At 72.0% G+C, this 16,493-nt stretch carries 15 protein-coding genes, 1 pseudogene and 1 riboswitch; of the genes and pseudogenes, 6 read left to right on the forward strand and 10 right to left on the reverse strand.

Annotated features, from left to right (window positions below; genetic code table 11):
• The first annotated feature begins 209 nt into the window (after positions 1-209).
• The 5 genes from OHA72_RS16905 (at position 210) to OHA72_RS16925 (ending at position 5,457) form a co-directional block, all read left to right on the forward strand.
• Positions 210-698 (forward strand): ubiquitin family protein, encoded by a 489-nt coding sequence (locus tag OHA72_RS16905; protein WP_327008771.1) that lies wholly within the window; start codon positions 210-212, stop codon positions 696-698.
• 70 nt (positions 699-768) lie between these two features.
• A complete protein-coding gene (locus OHA72_RS16910; RefSeq protein WP_327008772.1) occupies positions 769-2,970 on the forward strand; it encodes an FtsK/SpoIIIE domain-containing protein in 2,202 nt (733 codons plus the stop codon).
• Between the two features lie 15 nt (positions 2,971-2,985).
• Positions 2,986-3,873 (forward strand): GTPase Era, encoded by an 888-nt coding sequence (gene era, locus OHA72_RS16915; protein ID WP_327008773.1) that lies wholly within the window; start codon positions 2,986-2,988, stop codon positions 3,871-3,873.
• A 10-nt stretch (positions 3,874-3,883) separates the two neighbouring features.
• Positions 3,884-4,666: a DNA repair protein RecO gene (gene recO / locus OHA72_RS16920; RefSeq protein ID WP_327008774.1), complete on the forward strand. Its 783-nt coding sequence runs from the start codon at positions 3,884-3,886 to the stop codon at positions 4,664-4,666.
• On the forward strand, positions 4,663-5,457 hold the full coding sequence (locus OHA72_RS16925) for an isoprenyl transferase (RefSeq protein ID WP_327008775.1): 795 nt from the start codon (positions 4,663-4,665) through the stop codon (positions 5,455-5,457). Before recO ends, OHA72_RS16925 begins: the two co-directional genes overlap by 4 nt.
• A gap of 669 nt (positions 5,458-6,126) precedes the next feature.
• Here the strand turns inward: OHA72_RS16925 and OHA72_RS16930 are convergent.
• From OHA72_RS16930 to OHA72_RS16950, 5 genes and pseudogenes are all read right to left on the reverse strand, one after another.
• The gene (locus OHA72_RS16930; protein WP_327008776.1) at positions 6,127-6,507 is read right to left on the reverse strand and encodes a hypothetical protein; all 381 of its coding nucleotides are present in this window, start codon (positions 6,505-6,507) and stop codon (positions 6,127-6,129) included.
• Positions 6,507-8,234 carry a PHP domain-containing protein gene (locus OHA72_RS16935; RefSeq protein ID WP_327008777.1) on the reverse strand — a complete coding sequence of 576 codons (1,728 nt, stop codon included), beginning with the start codon at positions 8,232-8,234 and terminating at the stop codon, positions 6,507-6,509. The genes OHA72_RS16930 and OHA72_RS16935 overlap by 1 nt, the downstream gene beginning before the upstream one ends.
• Positions 8,235-8,311: 77 nt before the next feature.
• A complete protein-coding gene (locus OHA72_RS16940; RefSeq protein ID WP_327008778.1) occupies positions 8,312-9,049 on the reverse strand; it encodes an energy-coupling factor transporter transmembrane component T family protein in 738 nt (245 codons plus the stop codon).
• 149 nt (positions 9,050-9,198) lie between these two features.
• Positions 9,199-10,491: pseudogene (locus tag OHA72_RS16945) on the reverse strand (ABC transporter ATP-binding protein); the annotation flags it as partial.
• Positions 10,492-10,495: 4 nt separating this feature from the next.
• Positions 10,496-11,062: an ECF transporter S component gene (locus tag OHA72_RS16950; RefSeq protein ID WP_327008779.1), complete on the reverse strand. Its 567-nt coding sequence runs from the start codon at positions 11,060-11,062 to the stop codon at positions 10,496-10,498.
• A 77-nt stretch (positions 11,063-11,139) separates the two neighbouring features.
• Positions 11,140-11,258, reverse strand: a riboswitch (TPP riboswitch).
• A gap of 160 nt (positions 11,259-11,418) precedes the next feature.
• Here OHA72_RS16950 and OHA72_RS16955 point away from each other — a divergent pair.
• Positions 11,419-13,341, forward strand: coding sequence for an acyl-CoA dehydrogenase family protein (locus OHA72_RS16955; protein WP_327008780.1), 1,923 nt, complete (start codon positions 11,419-11,421; stop codon positions 13,339-13,341).
• A gap of 140 nt (positions 13,342-13,481) precedes the next feature.
• On the opposite strand, the gene OHA72_RS16960 is transcribed toward OHA72_RS16955, so the two are convergent.
• The 5 genes from OHA72_RS16960 to OHA72_RS16980 form a co-directional block, all read right to left on the reverse strand.
• Positions 13,482-14,078: a hypothetical protein gene (locus tag OHA72_RS16960; protein WP_327008781.1), complete on the reverse strand. Its 597-nt coding sequence runs from the start codon at positions 14,076-14,078 to the stop codon at positions 13,482-13,484.
• 42 nt (positions 14,079-14,120) lie between these two features.
• The gene (locus OHA72_RS16965) at positions 14,121-14,417 is read right to left on the reverse strand and encodes an ArsR/SmtB family transcription factor (protein ID WP_327008782.1); all 297 of its coding nucleotides are present in this window, start codon (positions 14,415-14,417) and stop codon (positions 14,121-14,123) included.
• Between the two features lie 20 nt (positions 14,418-14,437).
• Entirely contained in the window at positions 14,438-15,328 is an 891-nt protein-coding gene (locus tag OHA72_RS16970) for a metal ABC transporter permease (protein WP_327008783.1), read from the reverse strand.
• Positions 15,329-15,413: 85 nt separating this feature from the next.
• Positions 15,414-16,169 (reverse strand): metal ABC transporter ATP-binding protein, encoded by a 756-nt coding sequence (locus tag OHA72_RS16975; RefSeq protein WP_327008784.1) that lies wholly within the window; start codon positions 16,167-16,169, stop codon positions 15,414-15,416.
• A 59-nt stretch (positions 16,170-16,228) separates the two neighbouring features.
• Positions 16,229-16,477 carry a DUF6703 family protein gene (locus tag OHA72_RS16980; RefSeq protein WP_327008785.1) on the reverse strand — a complete coding sequence of 83 codons (249 nt, stop codon included), beginning with the start codon at positions 16,475-16,477 and terminating at the stop codon, positions 16,229-16,231.
• Positions 16,478-16,493: the final 16 nt, after the last annotated feature.

The following is a 16,493-nucleotide window of genomic DNA, read 5'->3' on the forward strand; positions in this document are numbered from 1 at the left end:
GGGCAACGAGGGTAACCGACGTGGCATTCAGCCAGTTTTACTCCTGTATGTGACGGAATCCTGGTGCGCGTCGATGCGATCCACTGGGGCTTCCGACGCCTACTGTCGGATGCGGAGCCCTGCAGTGCGCCCGCCCCGCCACCAGGCCTACTGGACAACGCCGACAGGTAGCCACGGACAGCACTGCGCGGGAAGGAAGGGGCCGGTCGATGGACCTGCTGATCGACGTGCGAGTGGCGCGACGAGATTCCACGACGTCTTCCGAGACGGCCTGGTCGGCTCAGGACCGGACGGTCCGCCTCCGGGCCGACCACACCGGCACCGTCGCCGACCTCATCACCGCCCTCCTCGGCGGCCTCGACCCCGCCGACCGGCCACAGCAGGCGACCTGGGCCTGGAACCTGCGCACCGGCCGGCGGCTCGACCCGGCCCGCCCCCTCGGCGCGCAGGGGCTGCGCTGCGGCGACACGGTCGTGCTCGGCCCGCCCGAGCAGGCCCCGGACACCCCGGCCACACCCGCCGGGCACCGCCCGCGGGACCCGCCGCCGACCCCGCGCACGTCGAACGCACCGACGCCCTGCGGGAACGCCACGCCGTCGACCGGGACGTGCCCGTCGAGGCCGACCTGCGGGTCCTCGGCGCGCTCGGCGCCGCCGGGCCCGTCGACGTCACCGACGGGGTCCTGCGGTCCTGGCTGACCCAGCTGGCGACCCTCGCCAACCCCACCGACCTCGCCGTCGTCGTGCTCAGCGACGCGCCCGAGTGGACGTGGACCGGCTGGCTGCCGCACACCCGGACCCTGACCGCCGCGATCGCACCCGGCGCGCGGACCGTCGCCGCCGCCGAGGAGGACCGCATGCAGGTCCTCGCGCTCGTCGAGGCGCTCCTGCGGCAGCGCCGCCGCGGCCGGCACGCCATCGCGGAGTCGTTCGTGCCGCACGTCGTCGTCGTGCTGCCGGACCCGTCGATGGTGCCGCCGGCGTCCCTGGCCCGCCTCGTCGAGGAGGGCCCGCGCTGCGGCATCAGCCTCCTCGTCGGCGCGCCGACCCTCGCGGACCTGCCGCCGGGCGTGTCCGTGCAGGACGGCGAGCCGCTGCCCGCCGACGTTGCGTCACGTGTCGCGCACGCCCTCGCCGCGACCCCGGACGCCGCCGGTGGGGCCGCGCCACGGGTCGCGCCGCTCGCCGAGGTGCTGAACCTCACCGACCTGAGCCCCAGCGCGATCGTGAAACGCTGGGTGCCCTCGACCCGCGACCGGGGGCTCGCCGCGCCGATCGGCCTCGGCGGCATGGCACCCGGCGGGGTCGGCCCGTCACCGTCGACCTGCGCCGCGACGGGCCGCACGGGCTCGTGGCGGGTGTCGGCGGCTCCGGCCGGTCGTGGCTGCTGCGGTCGTACCTGGCCGCGCTGGCCGCGACGTACCCGGCGAACCGCCTCACGTTCGTCCTCGTCGACTGGCCGGCTCCCGATGCCACGGGCGCCGAGGAACCCGCTGCCGGCGCGGCTGTTTCCGGCGCGGCCGCTTCCGGCCCGGCCGTTTCCCGCACTATCGCTTCCGGCGCGGCCGCTTCCGGTGCGTTCGCTTCCAGCACGGTCGCTTCCGGCACGGTCGCTTCAGGTGCGTTCGCTTCGGGCACGTTTGCGGAGTGCGTCGACCTGCCGCACACCGTCGGGGTGTTCACCGACACCGACGCGCACCAGGCCCGCCGGGTCCTCGTGTCGCTCAATGCGGAGCTGCGCCGCCGGGAGGCGGTCCTGCGCCGGCACTCGGTCAAGGACATCGTGGAGATGGAGCGCAAGTTCCCGGCGGCGGCGCCGGCGAACCTGCTCATCGTCGTCGCCGAGTTCGTCGACGCGCCCACGGACTTCGTACCGGGGCTGCGCGAGCTCGCCCGCCGCGGCCGGCACGCCGGCGTCCACCTGCTGCTGGCCACCGCGAAACCGCACGGCGCCGTCGACGACGACCTGCGCGCCGAGGCCGACCTGCGCATCGCGCTGCGGGTCGAGGAGGAGGCCGACAGTCTCGAGATCCTGGAACGCCCCGACGCGGCACACCTGTCGCCACTGCTGGCCGGCCGGGCGTTCGTCCGTACCGTCGAGGGTGGCTTCCAGGCGGTCCAGGTCGCCTACGGCGGGTTCCGCTCCCCGGCCGGCCGCCGCGCGACCCCGACGACCGTGACCGAGGTCCGCTTCGAGTCCGGGCTCGTCGACCGGGAGGCGCTCGACGCGCCCGTCGGCGGCGACGACTCGGCCCCGACGGACCTGCAACGTCTCGTGGAGGCGATCACCGCCGCGCACCGCGAGGCCCGCGTCCCCGACCAGCACCGGCCGTGGCAGCCGCCGCTCGCGGCGACCTACACCCTCGCGGACCTGGCCCAGCCGGGGACGGCCGGGTTCGCCGCCGCGATCGGCATGGTCGACCTGCCCAACTCCCAGTCCCGCCAGGTCTGGCAGCTGGACCTCGACGAGCTCGGGCACCTGCTGGTCTTCGGACCCACCGGCGCCGGGAAGAGCACCCTGCTGGACACCGTCGCCGCGTCGTTCGCCGCCCGCTTCGACGGCACCCGGCTGCGCGTGTACCGCGTCGACGGCACCGCCGTGGAATCCGCGGAGGCGCTGCTCGCCACGATCGAGAAGCTCGTCGTGGAACGCGCCGCGCTCGCCGAGCACGACGGCGCCCGCGTCCTGGTCCTCGTCGACGGCCACGACGTGCGGCTCAACGAGGCGCTCATCCGCCTCGCCGGCGGCGGCAAGGCCGTCGGCGTCCACGTGGTCCTGGCCACCGAGCAGCGCAGCGCCGTGCCGACGTCGCTGTCCCGGCTCATGCCGGGCCGGATCGTGCTGCGCTCCGCCGGCCGGGGACTCGTCGAGGGCACGATCGAGCTGCAGGTGGCGCTGTCCGCATCACCGGGCGAGACGACGCACACAACACCTGCACAGCGCCCCCGCCAGTTGCAGCTCGAGGTCTGAGTACGCTGAACCATCGTGCAGCACAACTATCACGCAGGCTTCGCGTGTTTCGTCGGCCGGCCCAACGCGGGCAAGTCGACGCTCACCAACGCGATCGTCGGGCAGAAGATCGCGATCACGTCGGACAAGCCGCAGACGACCCGCCACACCGTGCGGGGTGTCGTCCACCGGCCCGACTCCCAGCTGGTCCTCGTCGACACGCCGGGGCTGCACCGGCCGCGGACCCTGCTGGGGGAGCGGCTCAACGACCTGGTCCGGGCCACCTGGAGCGAGGTCGACGTGATCGGGTTGTGCCTGCCCGCCGACGAGGAGATCGGCCGCGGCGACCGGTTCATCACCGGTGAGATCGCCGAGCTGAAGGCAACCGTCGTCGCCGTGGTCACCAAGACCGACCTCGTCGACCGCGGCAAGCTCGCGCAGCGGCTCATGGCGGTGCAGGAGCTCGGCGAGTTCGCCGACATCGTGCCCGTCAGCGCCGTGTCCGGCGCCCAGGTCCAGACCCTGGTCGACGTCATGATCAAGCACCTGCCGACGTCGCCGCAGCTGTACCCGGACGGCATGCTCACCGACGAGCCCGAGCACGTCCTGATGGCCGAGCTGATCCGCGAGGCCGCCCTGGAAGGCGTCCGCGACGAGCTGCCGCACTCGATCGCGGTCCTCGTCGAGGAGGTCGTCCAGGAGGAGGGCGGGCTGACCAGGATCTTCGCCGACATCTACGTGGAGCGCTCCAGCCAGAAGGCGATCGTCATCGGCCACCAGGCGAGCCGCCTCAAGGACGTCGGCACCCGCGCCCGCCGCGAGATCGAGGACCTGGTCGGCGGCCGCGTCTACCTCGACCTGCACGTCCGGGTCGCCAAGGACTGGCAGCGGGACCCGAAGCAGCTGCGGCGCCTGGGCTTCTGAGGGCACTGACATGTCCGGCGTCGGGTTCAAGGGCAAGCTGTACCGCGACGACGCGGTCGTGCTGCAGGTGCAGAAGCTGGGCGAGTCCGACCGGATCATCACCCTGTTCACCCGCCGGCACGGCCGGGTCCGCGCGGTCGCGAAGGGCGTCCGGCGCACCATGTCGAAGTTCGGCGCCCGGCTCGAACCCTTCGGCCACGTCGACGTGCAACTGCTCGAAGGCCGCAGCCTCGACGTCGTCAGTCAGGTCGAAGGCATCGAGCTGTACGGGCGGCGCTTCCTCGACGACTACCCGCGGTACACGGTCGCGTCCGCGATCGCGGAGACCGCGATCCGGCTGACCCCGGTCGAGGAGGAGCCGTCGCTGCGGCTGTTCCACCTGACCCTCGGCGCGATGCGCGCCCTCGCCCTCGGCGAGCACGGCAGCAGCCTCATCCTCGACGCCTACCTGCTGCGGGCGATGGGCGTCTCGGGCCTGGCCCTCGCCCTGCGGGAGTGCGCGGTGTGCGGCACCCCCGGACCGCACCGCGGCTTCTCCCTCGCCGCGGGCGGCGTGGTGTGCCCGGACTGCCGCCCGCCCGGCGCGTCGCACCCGGCGCCTGCGACGATCGAGCTCATGGCGGCGCTCGCGGAATCCAACTGGCTGATTGCCGACGCCAGCGAGCCCAACCATCGGCGCGAGGCCAGCGGGCTGGTCGCGGCGCATCTGCAGTGGCACCTGGAGCGGGCGTTACGCTCACTCCCGCTCGTAGACCGGGACGACACCGCCCGGGGCCGAAAGGACAGCACGTGAGCAAATTCCGCCCGCCGTCACAGCACCCGACCGGGGCCCGCCCGCCGGCGCTGCCGAAAGAGACCGTGCCGCAGCACGTGGCGATCATCATGGACGGCAACGGTCGCTGGGCGAAGCAACGTGGCCTGCCACGCACGGCCGGGCACACCGCGGGCGAGGCCGCCCTGTTCGACGTGATCGAGGGCGCGCTGGAACTCGGCGTCAAGTACGTCAGCGCCTACGCGTTCTCCACCGAGAACTGGAAGCGCTCACCGGACGAGGTCCGCTTCCTGATGAACTTCAACCGCGACACGATCCACCGCCGCCGCGACGAGTTCCACGAGATGGGCATCCGCGTTCGCTGGGCGGGCCGCCGCCCGAAACTGTGGCGCAGCGTCATCAACGAGCTCGAGTATGCCGAGGAGCTCACCAAACGCAACGACCTGCTCACGTTCACCATGTGCGTCAACTACGGCGGCCGGGCCGAGGTCGCCGACGCCGCCGCCCGGATCGCCGCCGACGTGCAGGCCGGACGGATCAAACCGGACCGGATCACGGAGAAGACGTTCGCCCGGTACCTCGACGAACCGGACCTGCCGGACGTCGACCTGCTGGTGCGCAGCTCCGGCGAGATGCGCACCAGCAACTTCATGATCTGGCAGGCCGCGTACGCCGAGTTCGTCTCCGTGGACACACTGTGGCCGGACTTCGACCGCCGTCACCTGTGGTACGCCTGCGAGGTCTACGCAAAACGCGACCGCCGCTTCGGCGGCGCCATCCCCAACCCGGTGGTGCCGACCCTCACCACGTGATGACAGCTGGTGACTGGATCGTTACCTGGCTTGAGATCAATTATGGAGCCTGGTGTACGGTTGGAAGACAGCAGCCCGACCGGCACCGAGGACGCGTCCGTGCGATTGTGGCCGCTGACGTGCGTTTGTAGTCCCTGGTAGCGGGGCGGTCCTGGGTAGCGCAGCGGTCCTCGGCCGCGTGGGGTGTCTTCGGGGTCGCACCGGCTACCTTCGGCCGCACGGTGGCGACCCTGGTCGCAGGGTTGGTTGCGGGCTGGTCGCGGGCTGATTGCAGAGACGGCGGCGTCCCCGGTAGCGGCGCCGTCCCTGCTCGCGCGGCCGTCCCGCTCGCAAGGCCGGGCGAGGCGCCGGGCCAGGCGGCGCGCGGCATGGCCCGAACCACATCGGCCTGGTCGCACGGCCGTCCCGCTCGCAAGGCCGGGCGAGGCGCCGGGCCAGGCGGCGCGCGGCATGGCCCGAACCACGTCGGCCTGGTCGCACGGCCGTCTCCGGCCGCGCCGGGGCGGCCCTGGTCGCAAAGACGGGCCACCCCTGGTTGCAGGCGGGCCCGTCTCCGGACGTGCGGGCCGTGCCTGGGCATGCGGGTTCACATGAGCCCGTCTCTGGACGCACCGGGCCGGGCGTCCAAGGGCACGCTGGTTCACACGGGGCGTGCCTGGGCGAGCGGGTTCAGTGGTCCTCGCAGCACGGCCGCTGGGCGGCCGACTCGAACGGGATCAGGACGCTGCCGCGGCCGAACTGGGTGACCAGGGTCAGCACGCCGCCGCGCCAGATCGGCCGGACGAAATCGTCGGTGTCGATCAGCATCTCGGGCACCGCGGTCAGCCCGCCGAGGATGACGACGCTGTCGATCGCGGACTGGGCCAGGACCGTCGACACCGCCACCACGCCGGTCAGTTGCTCCCAGCCGGCGAAGGGCACCGCCCGGGCGCCCTCCGGCGGGGTGCCGTCGTAGCCGACGCGGACCTCGCCGGCCTCGAAGTACGTGAACGCGGGGCGGCCGCCCACCTGGATGTGGTGGTCGGCCGCCTTGACGTCGGGAAATCCCATTACCGGGGGAGCACCCAGATCGGGTTCGCGTAGAACCAGAGGTCCTTCCACGGGTCGGCGTCGCCGACGACGTCGATCGCCGGGCCGGCAGGGTCGACCGCCGCGCCGTGGTACCCGGGGGCGCTGCGGTTGCCGTCGGTGCCGCGCAGGCGCACGTAGAACGGCTTGTCGACCTGGCCGAGGTCGTACGTGAACGAGACGGTGCCGGTCGACTTGTTGACCTCGAACGACTTGACGACCTTGGTGTTCGGGGCGGTGAGCGTGTCCTTGTCGGCCACGGCGCCCGTCACGTCGCCCTTGATCACGTCGACGCGGGCGAGGGTCGGCACGAAGTTCGCCCAGTTCGGCGTGTTCGCCAGATTGATCTTGATGACGAGCTCGGCGCGCTGGCCGCGGCGGATCACCAGGGAGTCGCCGAGGGTGACGCCGCCGCCGTAGCTGCCCTTGACGCGGACCTGCACGTCCAGGGCGCTGATCAGGCCGCCGTGGTCGACCCAGACACGGCCGGCGCGCAGGCCGTCCATGACCGAGGCGTAGCTGAAGTTGCGCGACCCGACGTGGGTGCGGCTGTAGTAGCCGGGCCAGAAGTCGCCGGGAGTGAGGCTGGTCGGCTGACCGTACACCGGGTCGGAGTGGAACCCGTTGGTGTTGAAGTCGCTGTTGTCGGGGCGCTTCGCGGTCTCCTCGTAGACGACGTGGGAGTCCGAGTTCGCGCTGATCCACCACGCCTTGCCCTCGGCGAGGAGGCTGTCCCAGAGGCCGCCGACGGTGGAGGTCATCCAGTCGAAGCCGCCCCACGTGCGGTAGCTCTCGAGGGGGTAGCCGGGGAACGACGCGGCGCCGGGCGCGTTGCCGTAGAAGCCGCGGGCGGAGCCGCCGCCGTTCGGCTTGGCGATGCCGGCGGCCTGGTGGCCGGGGGCACCCTCGAAGCCGATCGCGATGCGCGGGTTGGCGTCGCGCCAGCCGCGGATCTCGTGCGGCGAGTCGATGCCGTTGCGGGCCGGGTGGTTGGCCAGGAACAGCGCGTCCTGGACCCGCCGCTTCGTGACCTGCTCCCCGAGGAACTTCACGCCGGCGATGGCGAGCGCCTCGGTGACCAGCGCCGGGTTGACGGCGCCGACGGCCGAGCCGTCGAAGGTGTTCTCGAACTCCTTCAGCACCGCGACCTCGTTGGCGCCGGGGTGCACGAACACGGTGCCGTGCTCCGCGGCCGGGATGTTCCACTCCAGGCCCTGGAAGACCAGCATGTCCTTGTAGTCGTCGCGGGCCGCGCGGATGCCCGGGTTGACCTTCTCCACGCCGATCTTGGCGTGCTGGACGCTGCCGTGGTCGGTGATGACCATCCAGTCCAGGCCGTACGCGGAGGCGTGCTTCACGTGGTCGCCGACCCGGTACATGCCGTCGCTGGAGAACTGGGTGTGGATGTGGTGGTCGCCGGCGAGCCACTTGTAGCCGTTGCCCAGCGGGCGGCCGTGTCCGTGCCGGTCGTAGCCGTCGAAGCCGGCGTGGTCCTCGTCGTCGCCGTGCGCGTGGGCGACACCGGCATTGGCGAGCGCGCCACCGGCCGCCGCCGCGGCACCGAGCAGGCCGGCGCGGCGAAGGAAGCCACGGCGGGAGACGTCGCCGGGGGAGAGCTCACTGTCGGGGATCGAGGCGTCGAACACCGCGGGGACGTCGCCGCCGCCGAGCGGCATGTCCTCGTGGTGATGGTGGTGGCCGTGGCCCATGTGTGGGGCTCCGTTCAGGTCGATGGTCCTCACCCCGGAATCTCGACCGCCCGAACGAACATCAGGTAGCGACGTGGCTATGTATGCACGAACTTCAGCAAGATCAATGCTGCCGCGAGGGTCGCGCCAACGAGGACCACCGATCCGTCGGACCAGCCGAAACGGGCTTCCCGGGCACTGCTGCGCGGCAGCCCGCGGTCGAAGCCCCGGGCCTCCATCGCGGTCGCCAGCCGGATCCCGCGCCGGATCGCGCCGACCAGCAACCCGAACGTCGCCGACGCGAACAGCCGCAGGTGCGCGACCGGGTTCCAGCCGCCGTCGATGCCACGGGCCCGGCGGGCGAGCAGGATCAGCCGGTACTCCTCGGCGAGCAGCGGCACCAGCCGGAACGCCGCGAGGGCGCCGATCGCGAACCGGGGCGGCACCTTCAGGTGCGCGATCAGCGAGTCGGCGAGGTCCGTCGGGTCGATCGTCGCGAACACCACGAAGCCGGGCAGCCCGATCGCGATCAGCCGCAGCGCGTACCCGAGCGCCGGCCCGTGCACCTCGAACCCGGCGACGGTCCCGACGACCGGCCCCTCCTTCGCGCCGAGCAGCACCGTGAAGACCAGCACGACGGTCGCGGACAGCAGCAGCGGCCAGCCGCGCCGCCACAACTCGGCCGGGCGCAGGCCGGTCAGCGGCAGCAGCGCCAGCTCGACGCCGATCGCGACGGCCGTGACGAACGGGTCGACGGTGCTGAGCACGGCGGCGGTCAGCAGCGCCGCCGCGAGCAGTTTCGCGGTCGCGTCCCGGTCCCGGATCCAGGCGGTCACCGGCGCTCCGATCCGAGCCGGCGCTCCGACCCGAGCCGGCGCTCCGACCCGAGCCGGCGCTCCGACCCGAGCCGGCGCTCTGACCCGAGCCGGCGCTCTGACCCGAGCCGGTGCTCCGATCCGAGCTGGCGCTCCGACCCGAGCCGGCGCTCCAGCCGCAGCCGCCGGTCGCCGAGCGCCCCGACCAGGTCCCGGTCATGGGTCACGATCACCAGGCCGCGCCCCTCATCGCGCAGGTCCGCCAGGAGATCGACCAGCTCCCGCCATGTCATCGGGTCCTGGCCGAACGTCGGCTCGTCGAGGACCAGCAGCTCGGGGGCCGCCGCCAGGGCCGTCGCGACGCTGAGCCGGCGTTGTTCGCCGCCGCTCAAGGTGTACGGGTTCGCCAGCGCCAGCCGGTCCAGGCGCAGCCGGCTCAGCAGCTCGTCGACGACCCCGGCGCTGCCACCGCCGAGCAGCAGCTCACCGCGGACGGTCGAGGTGACGAACTGGTGCTCCGGGTTCTGGAACACCGAACCGATCTTCGCGGCGAGCTTCGCGGCCCGCCAGCGGTGCGGCGGGCGCCGCTCGCCGCTCGTGATCACCCTGCCCGGCTGCGACGGTTTCGTCAGGCCGCCGAGCAGCAGCGCCAGGGTCGACTTGCCCGCCCCGTTGGGGCCTTCGACGACGAGGGCCTCACCGGCATGGACCACCTCGTCGACCACGTTGCCCGTGTGCCGCAGCGCCAGCCGCTCCGCGGTCAGCAGGACACCACCCGGGGCGGTGCGTGCCCTGCGGTCCGGCACGACCAGCGGCGGCTGCTCCTCGCCGAGCGTCACCACCCGATCGACCAGGGTCAATGCCTCCTCGAGCCGGTGCTCGACCAGGATCATCGTGGCGTCGACGTCGTGCAGCGCCTTGCCGAGCGCTGCCCGTACCAGCTGCGCACCGTCGGGATCGAGGTTCGCGGTCGGCTCGTCGAGCAGCAGCAGGTGCGGCCGTGACACGAGCACCCCGGCGATCGCGAGCCGCTGCTGCTCCCCGCCGGACAGTGCCGCCGTGTCGCGGTCCCGGCCGTACGGGAACCCGACGGCGGCGAGGGCGGCGTCGACCCGTGGCCAGATCTCGGCCCGCGGCACGCCCCGGTTCTCCAGGCCGAACGCGACGTCGTCGCCGCATCGGCTCATGACCAGCTGCGTCTGTGGGTCCTGGAACACGATCCCCGTGCCGGTCCTTGCCTGCCGGGCCGGCACGCCGTCGACCAGGACCTCGCCCTCCTGCTCGCCGGAGTCCTCGGCGAGCAGGCCGGCGAGGGCGGCGAGCAGGGTGCTCTTGCCGGCGCCGGAGGCACCCGCGAGCAGCACCCGCTCGCCGTGTTCGATCCGCAGGTCGAAGTGGCGGACCGCCCAGGCCTTGCGCCCGGCGTGCCGCCACCCGAACCCCTTGAACTCGACCGTGGCCACGTGCTCAGACGATTGCCCGTTCGCGGCCTGACGGGAACCGGTCCAGCACGCCGGTCGTGGCCAGGGACCGCTGCAGCGCCCACGAGCCGGCGCCGGCGATGACCGCGCCGCTGGCCATGACGATCGCCGCGTACAGGGCCTTGTCGGTGTTGCTGAACGCGCCGTAGTACACGTTGAGGTCCAGCAGGGCCGCGCCGCCGCCCGCGAGGGCACCCGCGACGAGGGCATTGCCGAGCTTGAAGCTGCGGTACCCGGTGAACGCGAAGCCGAACTCGCCGCCGACACCCTGTACCAGACCGGACAACAGCACGCCCAGACCCCAGGTCGAGCCGAACAGGGCCGAGACCAGCGCCGCGACGAACTCGGTGTAGAGCCCGGCGCCCGGCTTGCGGATGACCAGCGGGCCGAGTACGCCCGGGATCAGCCACACGCCGTAGATGAAGGCACGCCACGGCAGCGCGACGCTCTCCATGGCGTTCCACAGGTTGTTCCACGCGTAGAACACGGCGGCGAACGCCACCGCGATGACCGAGGCGACGATGATGTCGACGGTCCGCCAACGGGTTTCCATTGCAAGTGCCTCCTGGTTCGGGGGTGAGCCAGAAGGAGACGCGACGCTACGCCCTGGGTAACCTGGACGTAGCGTCTTGCGTGAGGTGACCGAGCTCCCTGCGCTGGCATTACCCAGATCAGGTTCGAGGGTCTGCGTCGGCCGTCCTCTGTCGGCCGCCGCACTCTCAGCGCTGTGCGCTCCCCTGTCGGATGTGCAGTTGTTTCCCGACGGTAACAGTGAAGGATGTTGACTTGGAGTGTCAGGTCACGAAAATCACGGTGAGCTGGTTCCGGTGATCGTCTGGTTCAGGGCATAGCTTGCGCTACCCGCGGGTAATAACCTGGTGTGACAGGACTGACACCTGGGGGTGCCGCATGACGCAGGTTGCCGACGCTTCGTCGCACGCTGACGCTTCGGTTCACACGGAACGACAGGCCCGGAAAGTCATCGAAGCCAGCCGCGAGACGGAATGGCGCAAGCCGAGCTTCGGCAAGGAGCTGTTCCTCGGCCGGTTCCGCCTCGACCTGATCGACCCACCGCCCGCCGACACGCGCGCTGCGGAAGGGCAGGAATTCCGCGACAAGCTGCGGGAGTACCTCGCCGGCGTCGACGGCCAGCAGATCGAACGCGACGCCCGCATTCCCGACGACGTGCTGCGCGACCTCGGCGCGCTCGGGGCGTTCGGGATGAAGATCGACCCGAAGTACGGCGGCCTCGGCCTGTCCAACCTCGACTACTGCCGGGCCCTGGCCCTCGTCGGCTCGGTGAACCCGTCGATCGGCGCGCTGCTGTCGGCGCACCAGTCGATCGGTGTCCCGCAGCCGCTGAAGCTCGTCGGCACCGACGAGCAGAAGCAGCAGTTCCTGCCCCGGCTCGCCGGCGGTGAGGTGTCCGCGTTCCTGCTGACCGAGCCCGAGGTCGGCTCGTACCCGGCGAACCTGCGCACCTCGGCCGTGCCCACCGACGACGGCGACTACCTGCTCAACGGGGTCAAGCTGTGGGCCACGAACGGCACGCTCGCCACCTTGTTCGTCGTGATGGCGCTGGTACCGAAGCGCGAAGGTCACCGCGGCGGCATCACCGCGTTCGTGGTCGAAGGCGACGCCCCGGGCGTGACGATCGAGCGGCGCAACGCGTTCATGGGCCTGCGCGGCCTGGAGAACAGCGTGACCCGTTTCCATGACGTACGGGTGCCCGCTGCCAACGTCATCGGCGGCGAGGGCCAGGGCCTGCGCATCGCGCTGAGCACCCTCAACACGGGCCGGCTGTCCCTGCCCGCGATGTGCGTCGGCGCCGGCAAGTGGTGCCTCAACGTCGCCCGCGAATGGGCCGCCGAACGCGTCCAGATGGGCCGCCCGATCGGCACGTACGAGGCCATCGCGAAGAAGATCGCGTTCATCGCCGGCTCCACGTACGGCATGGAGGCGATGCTGGAGCTGTCCTGCCGCCTCGCCGACGACGACCGCAACGACATCCGCATCGAGGCGGCGCTGGTCAAGCTGTACGCGAGCGAACTGGCCTGGAAGGTCGCCGACGAACTCGTCCAGATCCGCGGCGGCCGCGGCTACGAGACCGCCGAGTCCCTCGCCGCCCGTGGCGAACGCCCGATCCCCGCCGAGCAGATCCTGCGCGACCTGCGGATCAACCGCATCTTCGAGGGCTCGACCGAGATCATGCACCTCGCCATCGCCCGCGAAGCCGTCGACGCGCACCTCTCCGTCGCCGGCGACATCATCGACCCCGACGCCGGCCTCGGCGCGAAGGCCAAGGCCGCGGGCAAGGCCGGCGGCTTCTACGCCAAGTGGCTGCCGACCCTGGTCGCCGGCAAGGGCCAGCTCCCCTCCGGCTTCGGCGCCTTCGGCCCCCTGGCCCAGCACCTGCGCTACGTCGAGCGCTCCTCCCGCCGCCTGGCCCGCGAGACCTTCTACGCCATGGCCCGCTGGCAGGGCAAGCTCGAACACAAGCAGGGCTTCCTCGGCCGCATCGTGGACATCGGCGCGGAACTGTTCGCCATGTCCGCCGCCTGCGTCAAGGCCCGCAGCGAGCAGGAGGGCCGGCCCGAGGGCGTGGAGCTCGCCGACCTGTTCTGCCGTCAGGCGACCCTGCGCGCCGAGGCGCTGTTCCGCGACCTGTGGGACAACGCCGACGCGATCGAGACCGCGGCGGCGAAGCGGGTCATCGCCGGCAGATACCTGTCCCTGGAGGACGGCATCATCCCGCCCGCGCCCGCGGGGCCCTGGCTGGCCTCATGGGAGCCGGGCGAGTCGGCCGCCGAGGACGTCCGCCGCCGGTTCTGAGGTCGTCGTGGTGGGGTGTGTCGCTGGCTGCTTCTGACACTACCCGGCCGGATCCAATTGATCTCCGACGCCGTCACCAACCGTAGTTTACCCTGCTGAACGTGGGTGGCCCCGCCGGGTTCCGGTGGGGCCACCGCTCGTCACCGCAGGCCGAGGCTGCGCAGCTCCAGGCTGGCGAGGGCCTCGACCGCCTGCTTGTCGCCCTTGCGCCACAGTGCCGCGATGTCCGGGTCGATCTTCACCAGCTTGCCCAGCGGCTGCGTCGCCAGCGCCCGCAGCGCCAGCAGGTCCCGGCCGGCGGTCGCGTTGCGCATCCTTGTCGCGGAGCCTGCCCGCCGCATCCACCGGATCCGCAGCGGCAGCCACACGAGCACGACCGCCGAGACCGTGAACCCGATCAGCATCACCGCCAGGATCCAGGCCAGGTCGTTGATGATCTCCTGCTGCTGGCGGCCCGCGTCGGCGAGTGACCTGGCCGCGTCCGCGGCGCTGTTGAACGGGGCGGCGACCGAGTCCGGCACGCCCGGCACACCGTTGATCTTGTCGCCGGCTCCCTTGAGGTTGTCGGCGAGGCCGTTCCCGGCGCCCTCGAGCTTCTGCCCGGGCACCGCCAGCTTCTGGATGAGGTCGAACAGCATCAATCCCAGCCTGACCCAGACGTAGATCCACACGACCACGAACACGTCGGTGAGGAACTGCCGCAGGGCGGTGGGGGCACGGTCGGCATAGAGCTTCACCGTTCAAGCCTGACGGACCGACGCTGTGCGCGCACTGTGGCGTCAGTGGCTGTTGCTCTCCCGGGCGTGGGAGACGGCGTCGGCGACGATGTGGGCGATGTGGTCGTCGGTCAGCGCGTACGCGATCTCCCGCCCGCGCCGCGAACCCCGCACGACGCCCGCGCCGCGCAGGACCCGCAGGTGCTGCGAGACCAGCGGCTGCGGCGCGCCGAGGGTGTCGACGAGCTCGTGGACGCAGCGGGGACCGTCGGCGAGTTCGGTCACGATGCGGATGCGCAGCGGGGCGGCGAGGGCACGCAACAGCTCGCCGGCCGCTTCGTAACCCTCAATGCTCGACATATGCGCAACGGTAACCGTTGTCAGTAACCATGGTCCACACGGTCGAGCACCACCTCGGGTGTGGTGCGGTCCACGACCGCCGGTTTCGGTCTCGTGCGGCGCCGGACCGCCCGCCACGTGGACATGCCGACGGTGACGGTGAAGAAGCCGGCGATCGCGAGGAGGACCACGGTCGCGCCGGGGCCGGTGTCGGCGGCGGTGGAGATCCAGATGCCGCCGCCGGAGACGGTGAGGCCGAGCAGGACCGCGACGAGCATCGTCATCTTGAAACCGCGGGTGATCTGCTGCGCGGTCGCCACCGGTACCACCATGAGGGCGCTGACCAGCAGCAACCCGACGGCACGCATGGCCACGGTGACGGTGACCGCGGTCGTCACGGCGAGGACGAGGTTCAGGGCGCGGACCGGCAGGCCGGACACCCGCGCGTACTCCTCGTCGTGGCAGACGGCGAAGAGCCACGGCCGGAGCAGGACGGCGACGGCGAGGACCGCGCAGCCGAGGATGAGCATCACCGTCAGGTCCTGCCGGCTCGTCGTCAGCGGTGAGCCGAAGAGGTACGTGACGAGGCTGCGGTTGCTCTGCTCGTCGGACAGGTTGACGAGGATGACGCCGCCGGAGATGCCGCCGTAGAACAGCATGGCGAGGGCGACGTCGCCGGAGGTCTTGCCGCGTTCGCGGACGAGCTCGATGACGACCGCGCCGAGGGCGGCGGCGACGACCGCCATGAGCACGGGGGACTGGTGCAGCAGCAGGCCGAACCCGACGCCGGTGAGCGCCACGTGGCCGAGGCCGTCGCCGATGAGTGACAGCCGCCGCTGGACGAGGTAGATGCCGATGGCGGGCGCCGACGCGCCGGTGATCAGCGCACCGACGAGGGCGCGGATCATGAAGTCGTACGCGAAGATGCTCATGCCGCCACCTCCGCTGCGCTCCGGCATCGGCCCGAGCTGAACCTGCCATGCCGATGAGCGGCCACTCCGCTGCGCTCCGGGCCGCTCATGTGCTGCCCAGGAGGCCGGGCGCCTCGACGGCGGCGTGGGGGTGGACGTGGTCGTGGCCGGGCTCGGCGTGGTGGCCGGCGGGCTCCGGGGGTGCCCCGTCGTGGATGATCTCGCCGTGGTGCACGACGACCGCGCGGGTGATCAGGGGCCGCAGCGGGCCGAGCTCGTGCGCCACGAAGACGACGGTGCCGCCCTGGCCGACGAAGCGGTGCAGGCACGCGGCGAACGCCTCCTGGCTGGCGGCGTCGACCCCGGCCGTCGGCTCGTCCAGGACCAGCAGCTCGGGCGCGCCGGCGAGGGCGCGGGCGATGAGGACCCGCTGCTGCTGCCCTCCGGACAGCACGGACACGGGCTCCCGGGCGCGGTCGGCGAGGCCGACGGCGGTGAGCGCCTCCTCGACCGCGCGCCGGTCGGCGCCGGACGGGAAACGCAGGAAGCCCCGCCGTGCGAGGCGGCCTTCGGCGACGACCTCACCGACAGTGGCGGGGACGCCGCTGCCGGCGCCGACGCGCTGCGGGACGTAGCCGAGCCGGTGCCACGAGCGGAAACGCTTGAGCGGCGTGCCGAAGAGGCGGACCTCGCCTTCCGCGAGGGGTACCAGACCCAGCGCCGACTTCACCAGGGTGGACTTGCCGGATCCGTTGGCGCCGAGGATCGCCACGACCTCCGCGGGGTCGACCCGCAGGGACACGCCGTCCAGCACCGGCCGCCCGTCGTAGGCGACGACGGCCCGGTCCACCTCAAGTACCACGCTCCGAGCGTGCCCGATAATGGGAATCGTTGTCAACTTCAGGTGAGCTTGGCGACGGTTCAGGTGAGCTTCGCAACGGCCAGGAGCACGACGAGGGCCAGGATGGACAGCCGGATCACCCGCGCCCGCGGCGGATGCGCCCGCCACGTCTGGGCGAGCAGCCACCCGGCGCCGGCGGCCAGGGCGAGCAGTATGAGACCGCCCAGGGCGCCGGGCAGGACCAGTGCCACGAACACGAGCACGCCGACGCCGAGGAACGCGGCCGTCGGGCTGATCCGGCCCAGCCGGGTCAGAACACGCTGGGTCATCTCGGGTGGGCTCCTC

It is taken from the genome of Dactylosporangium sp. NBC_01737, from assembly GCF_035963215.1.
Taxonomy (GTDB): Bacteria; Actinomycetota; Actinomycetes; order Mycobacteriales; family Micromonosporaceae; genus Dactylosporangium.

Excerpts from the sequence above, each read along its gene's own strand:
- OHA72_RS16905 (WP_327008771.1), top strand. The coding sequence starts at position 210 with ATGGACCTGCTGATCGACGTGCGAGTGGCGCGACGAGATTCCACGACG.
- recO (WP_327008774.1), top strand. The coding sequence starts at position 3,884 with ATGTCCGGCGTCGGGTTCAAGGGCAAGCTGTACCGCGACGACGCGGTC.
- OHA72_RS16930 (WP_327008776.1), bottom strand. The coding sequence starts at position 6,507 with ATGGGATTTCCCGACGTCAAGGCGGCCGACCACCACATCCAGGTGGGC.
- OHA72_RS16935 (WP_327008777.1), bottom strand. The coding sequence starts at position 8,234 with ATGGGCCACGGCCACCACCATCACCACGAGGACATGCCGCTCGGCGGC.
- OHA72_RS16950 (WP_327008779.1), bottom strand. The coding sequence starts at position 11,062 with ATGGAAACCCGTTGGCGGACCGTCGACATCATCGTCGCCTCGGTCATC.
- OHA72_RS16955 (WP_327008780.1), top strand. The coding sequence starts at position 11,419 with ATGACGCAGGTTGCCGACGCTTCGTCGCACGCTGACGCTTCGGTTCAC.
- OHA72_RS16965 (WP_327008782.1), bottom strand. The coding sequence starts at position 14,417 with ATGTCGAGCATTGAGGGTTACGAAGCGGCCGGCGAGCTGTTGCGTGCC.
- OHA72_RS16970 (WP_327008783.1), bottom strand. The coding sequence starts at position 15,328 with ATGAGCATCTTCGCGTACGACTTCATGATCCGCGCCCTCGTCGGTGCG.
- OHA72_RS16980 (WP_327008785.1), bottom strand. The coding sequence starts at position 16,477 with ATGACCCAGCGTGTTCTGACCCGGCTGGGCCGGATCAGCCCGACGGCC.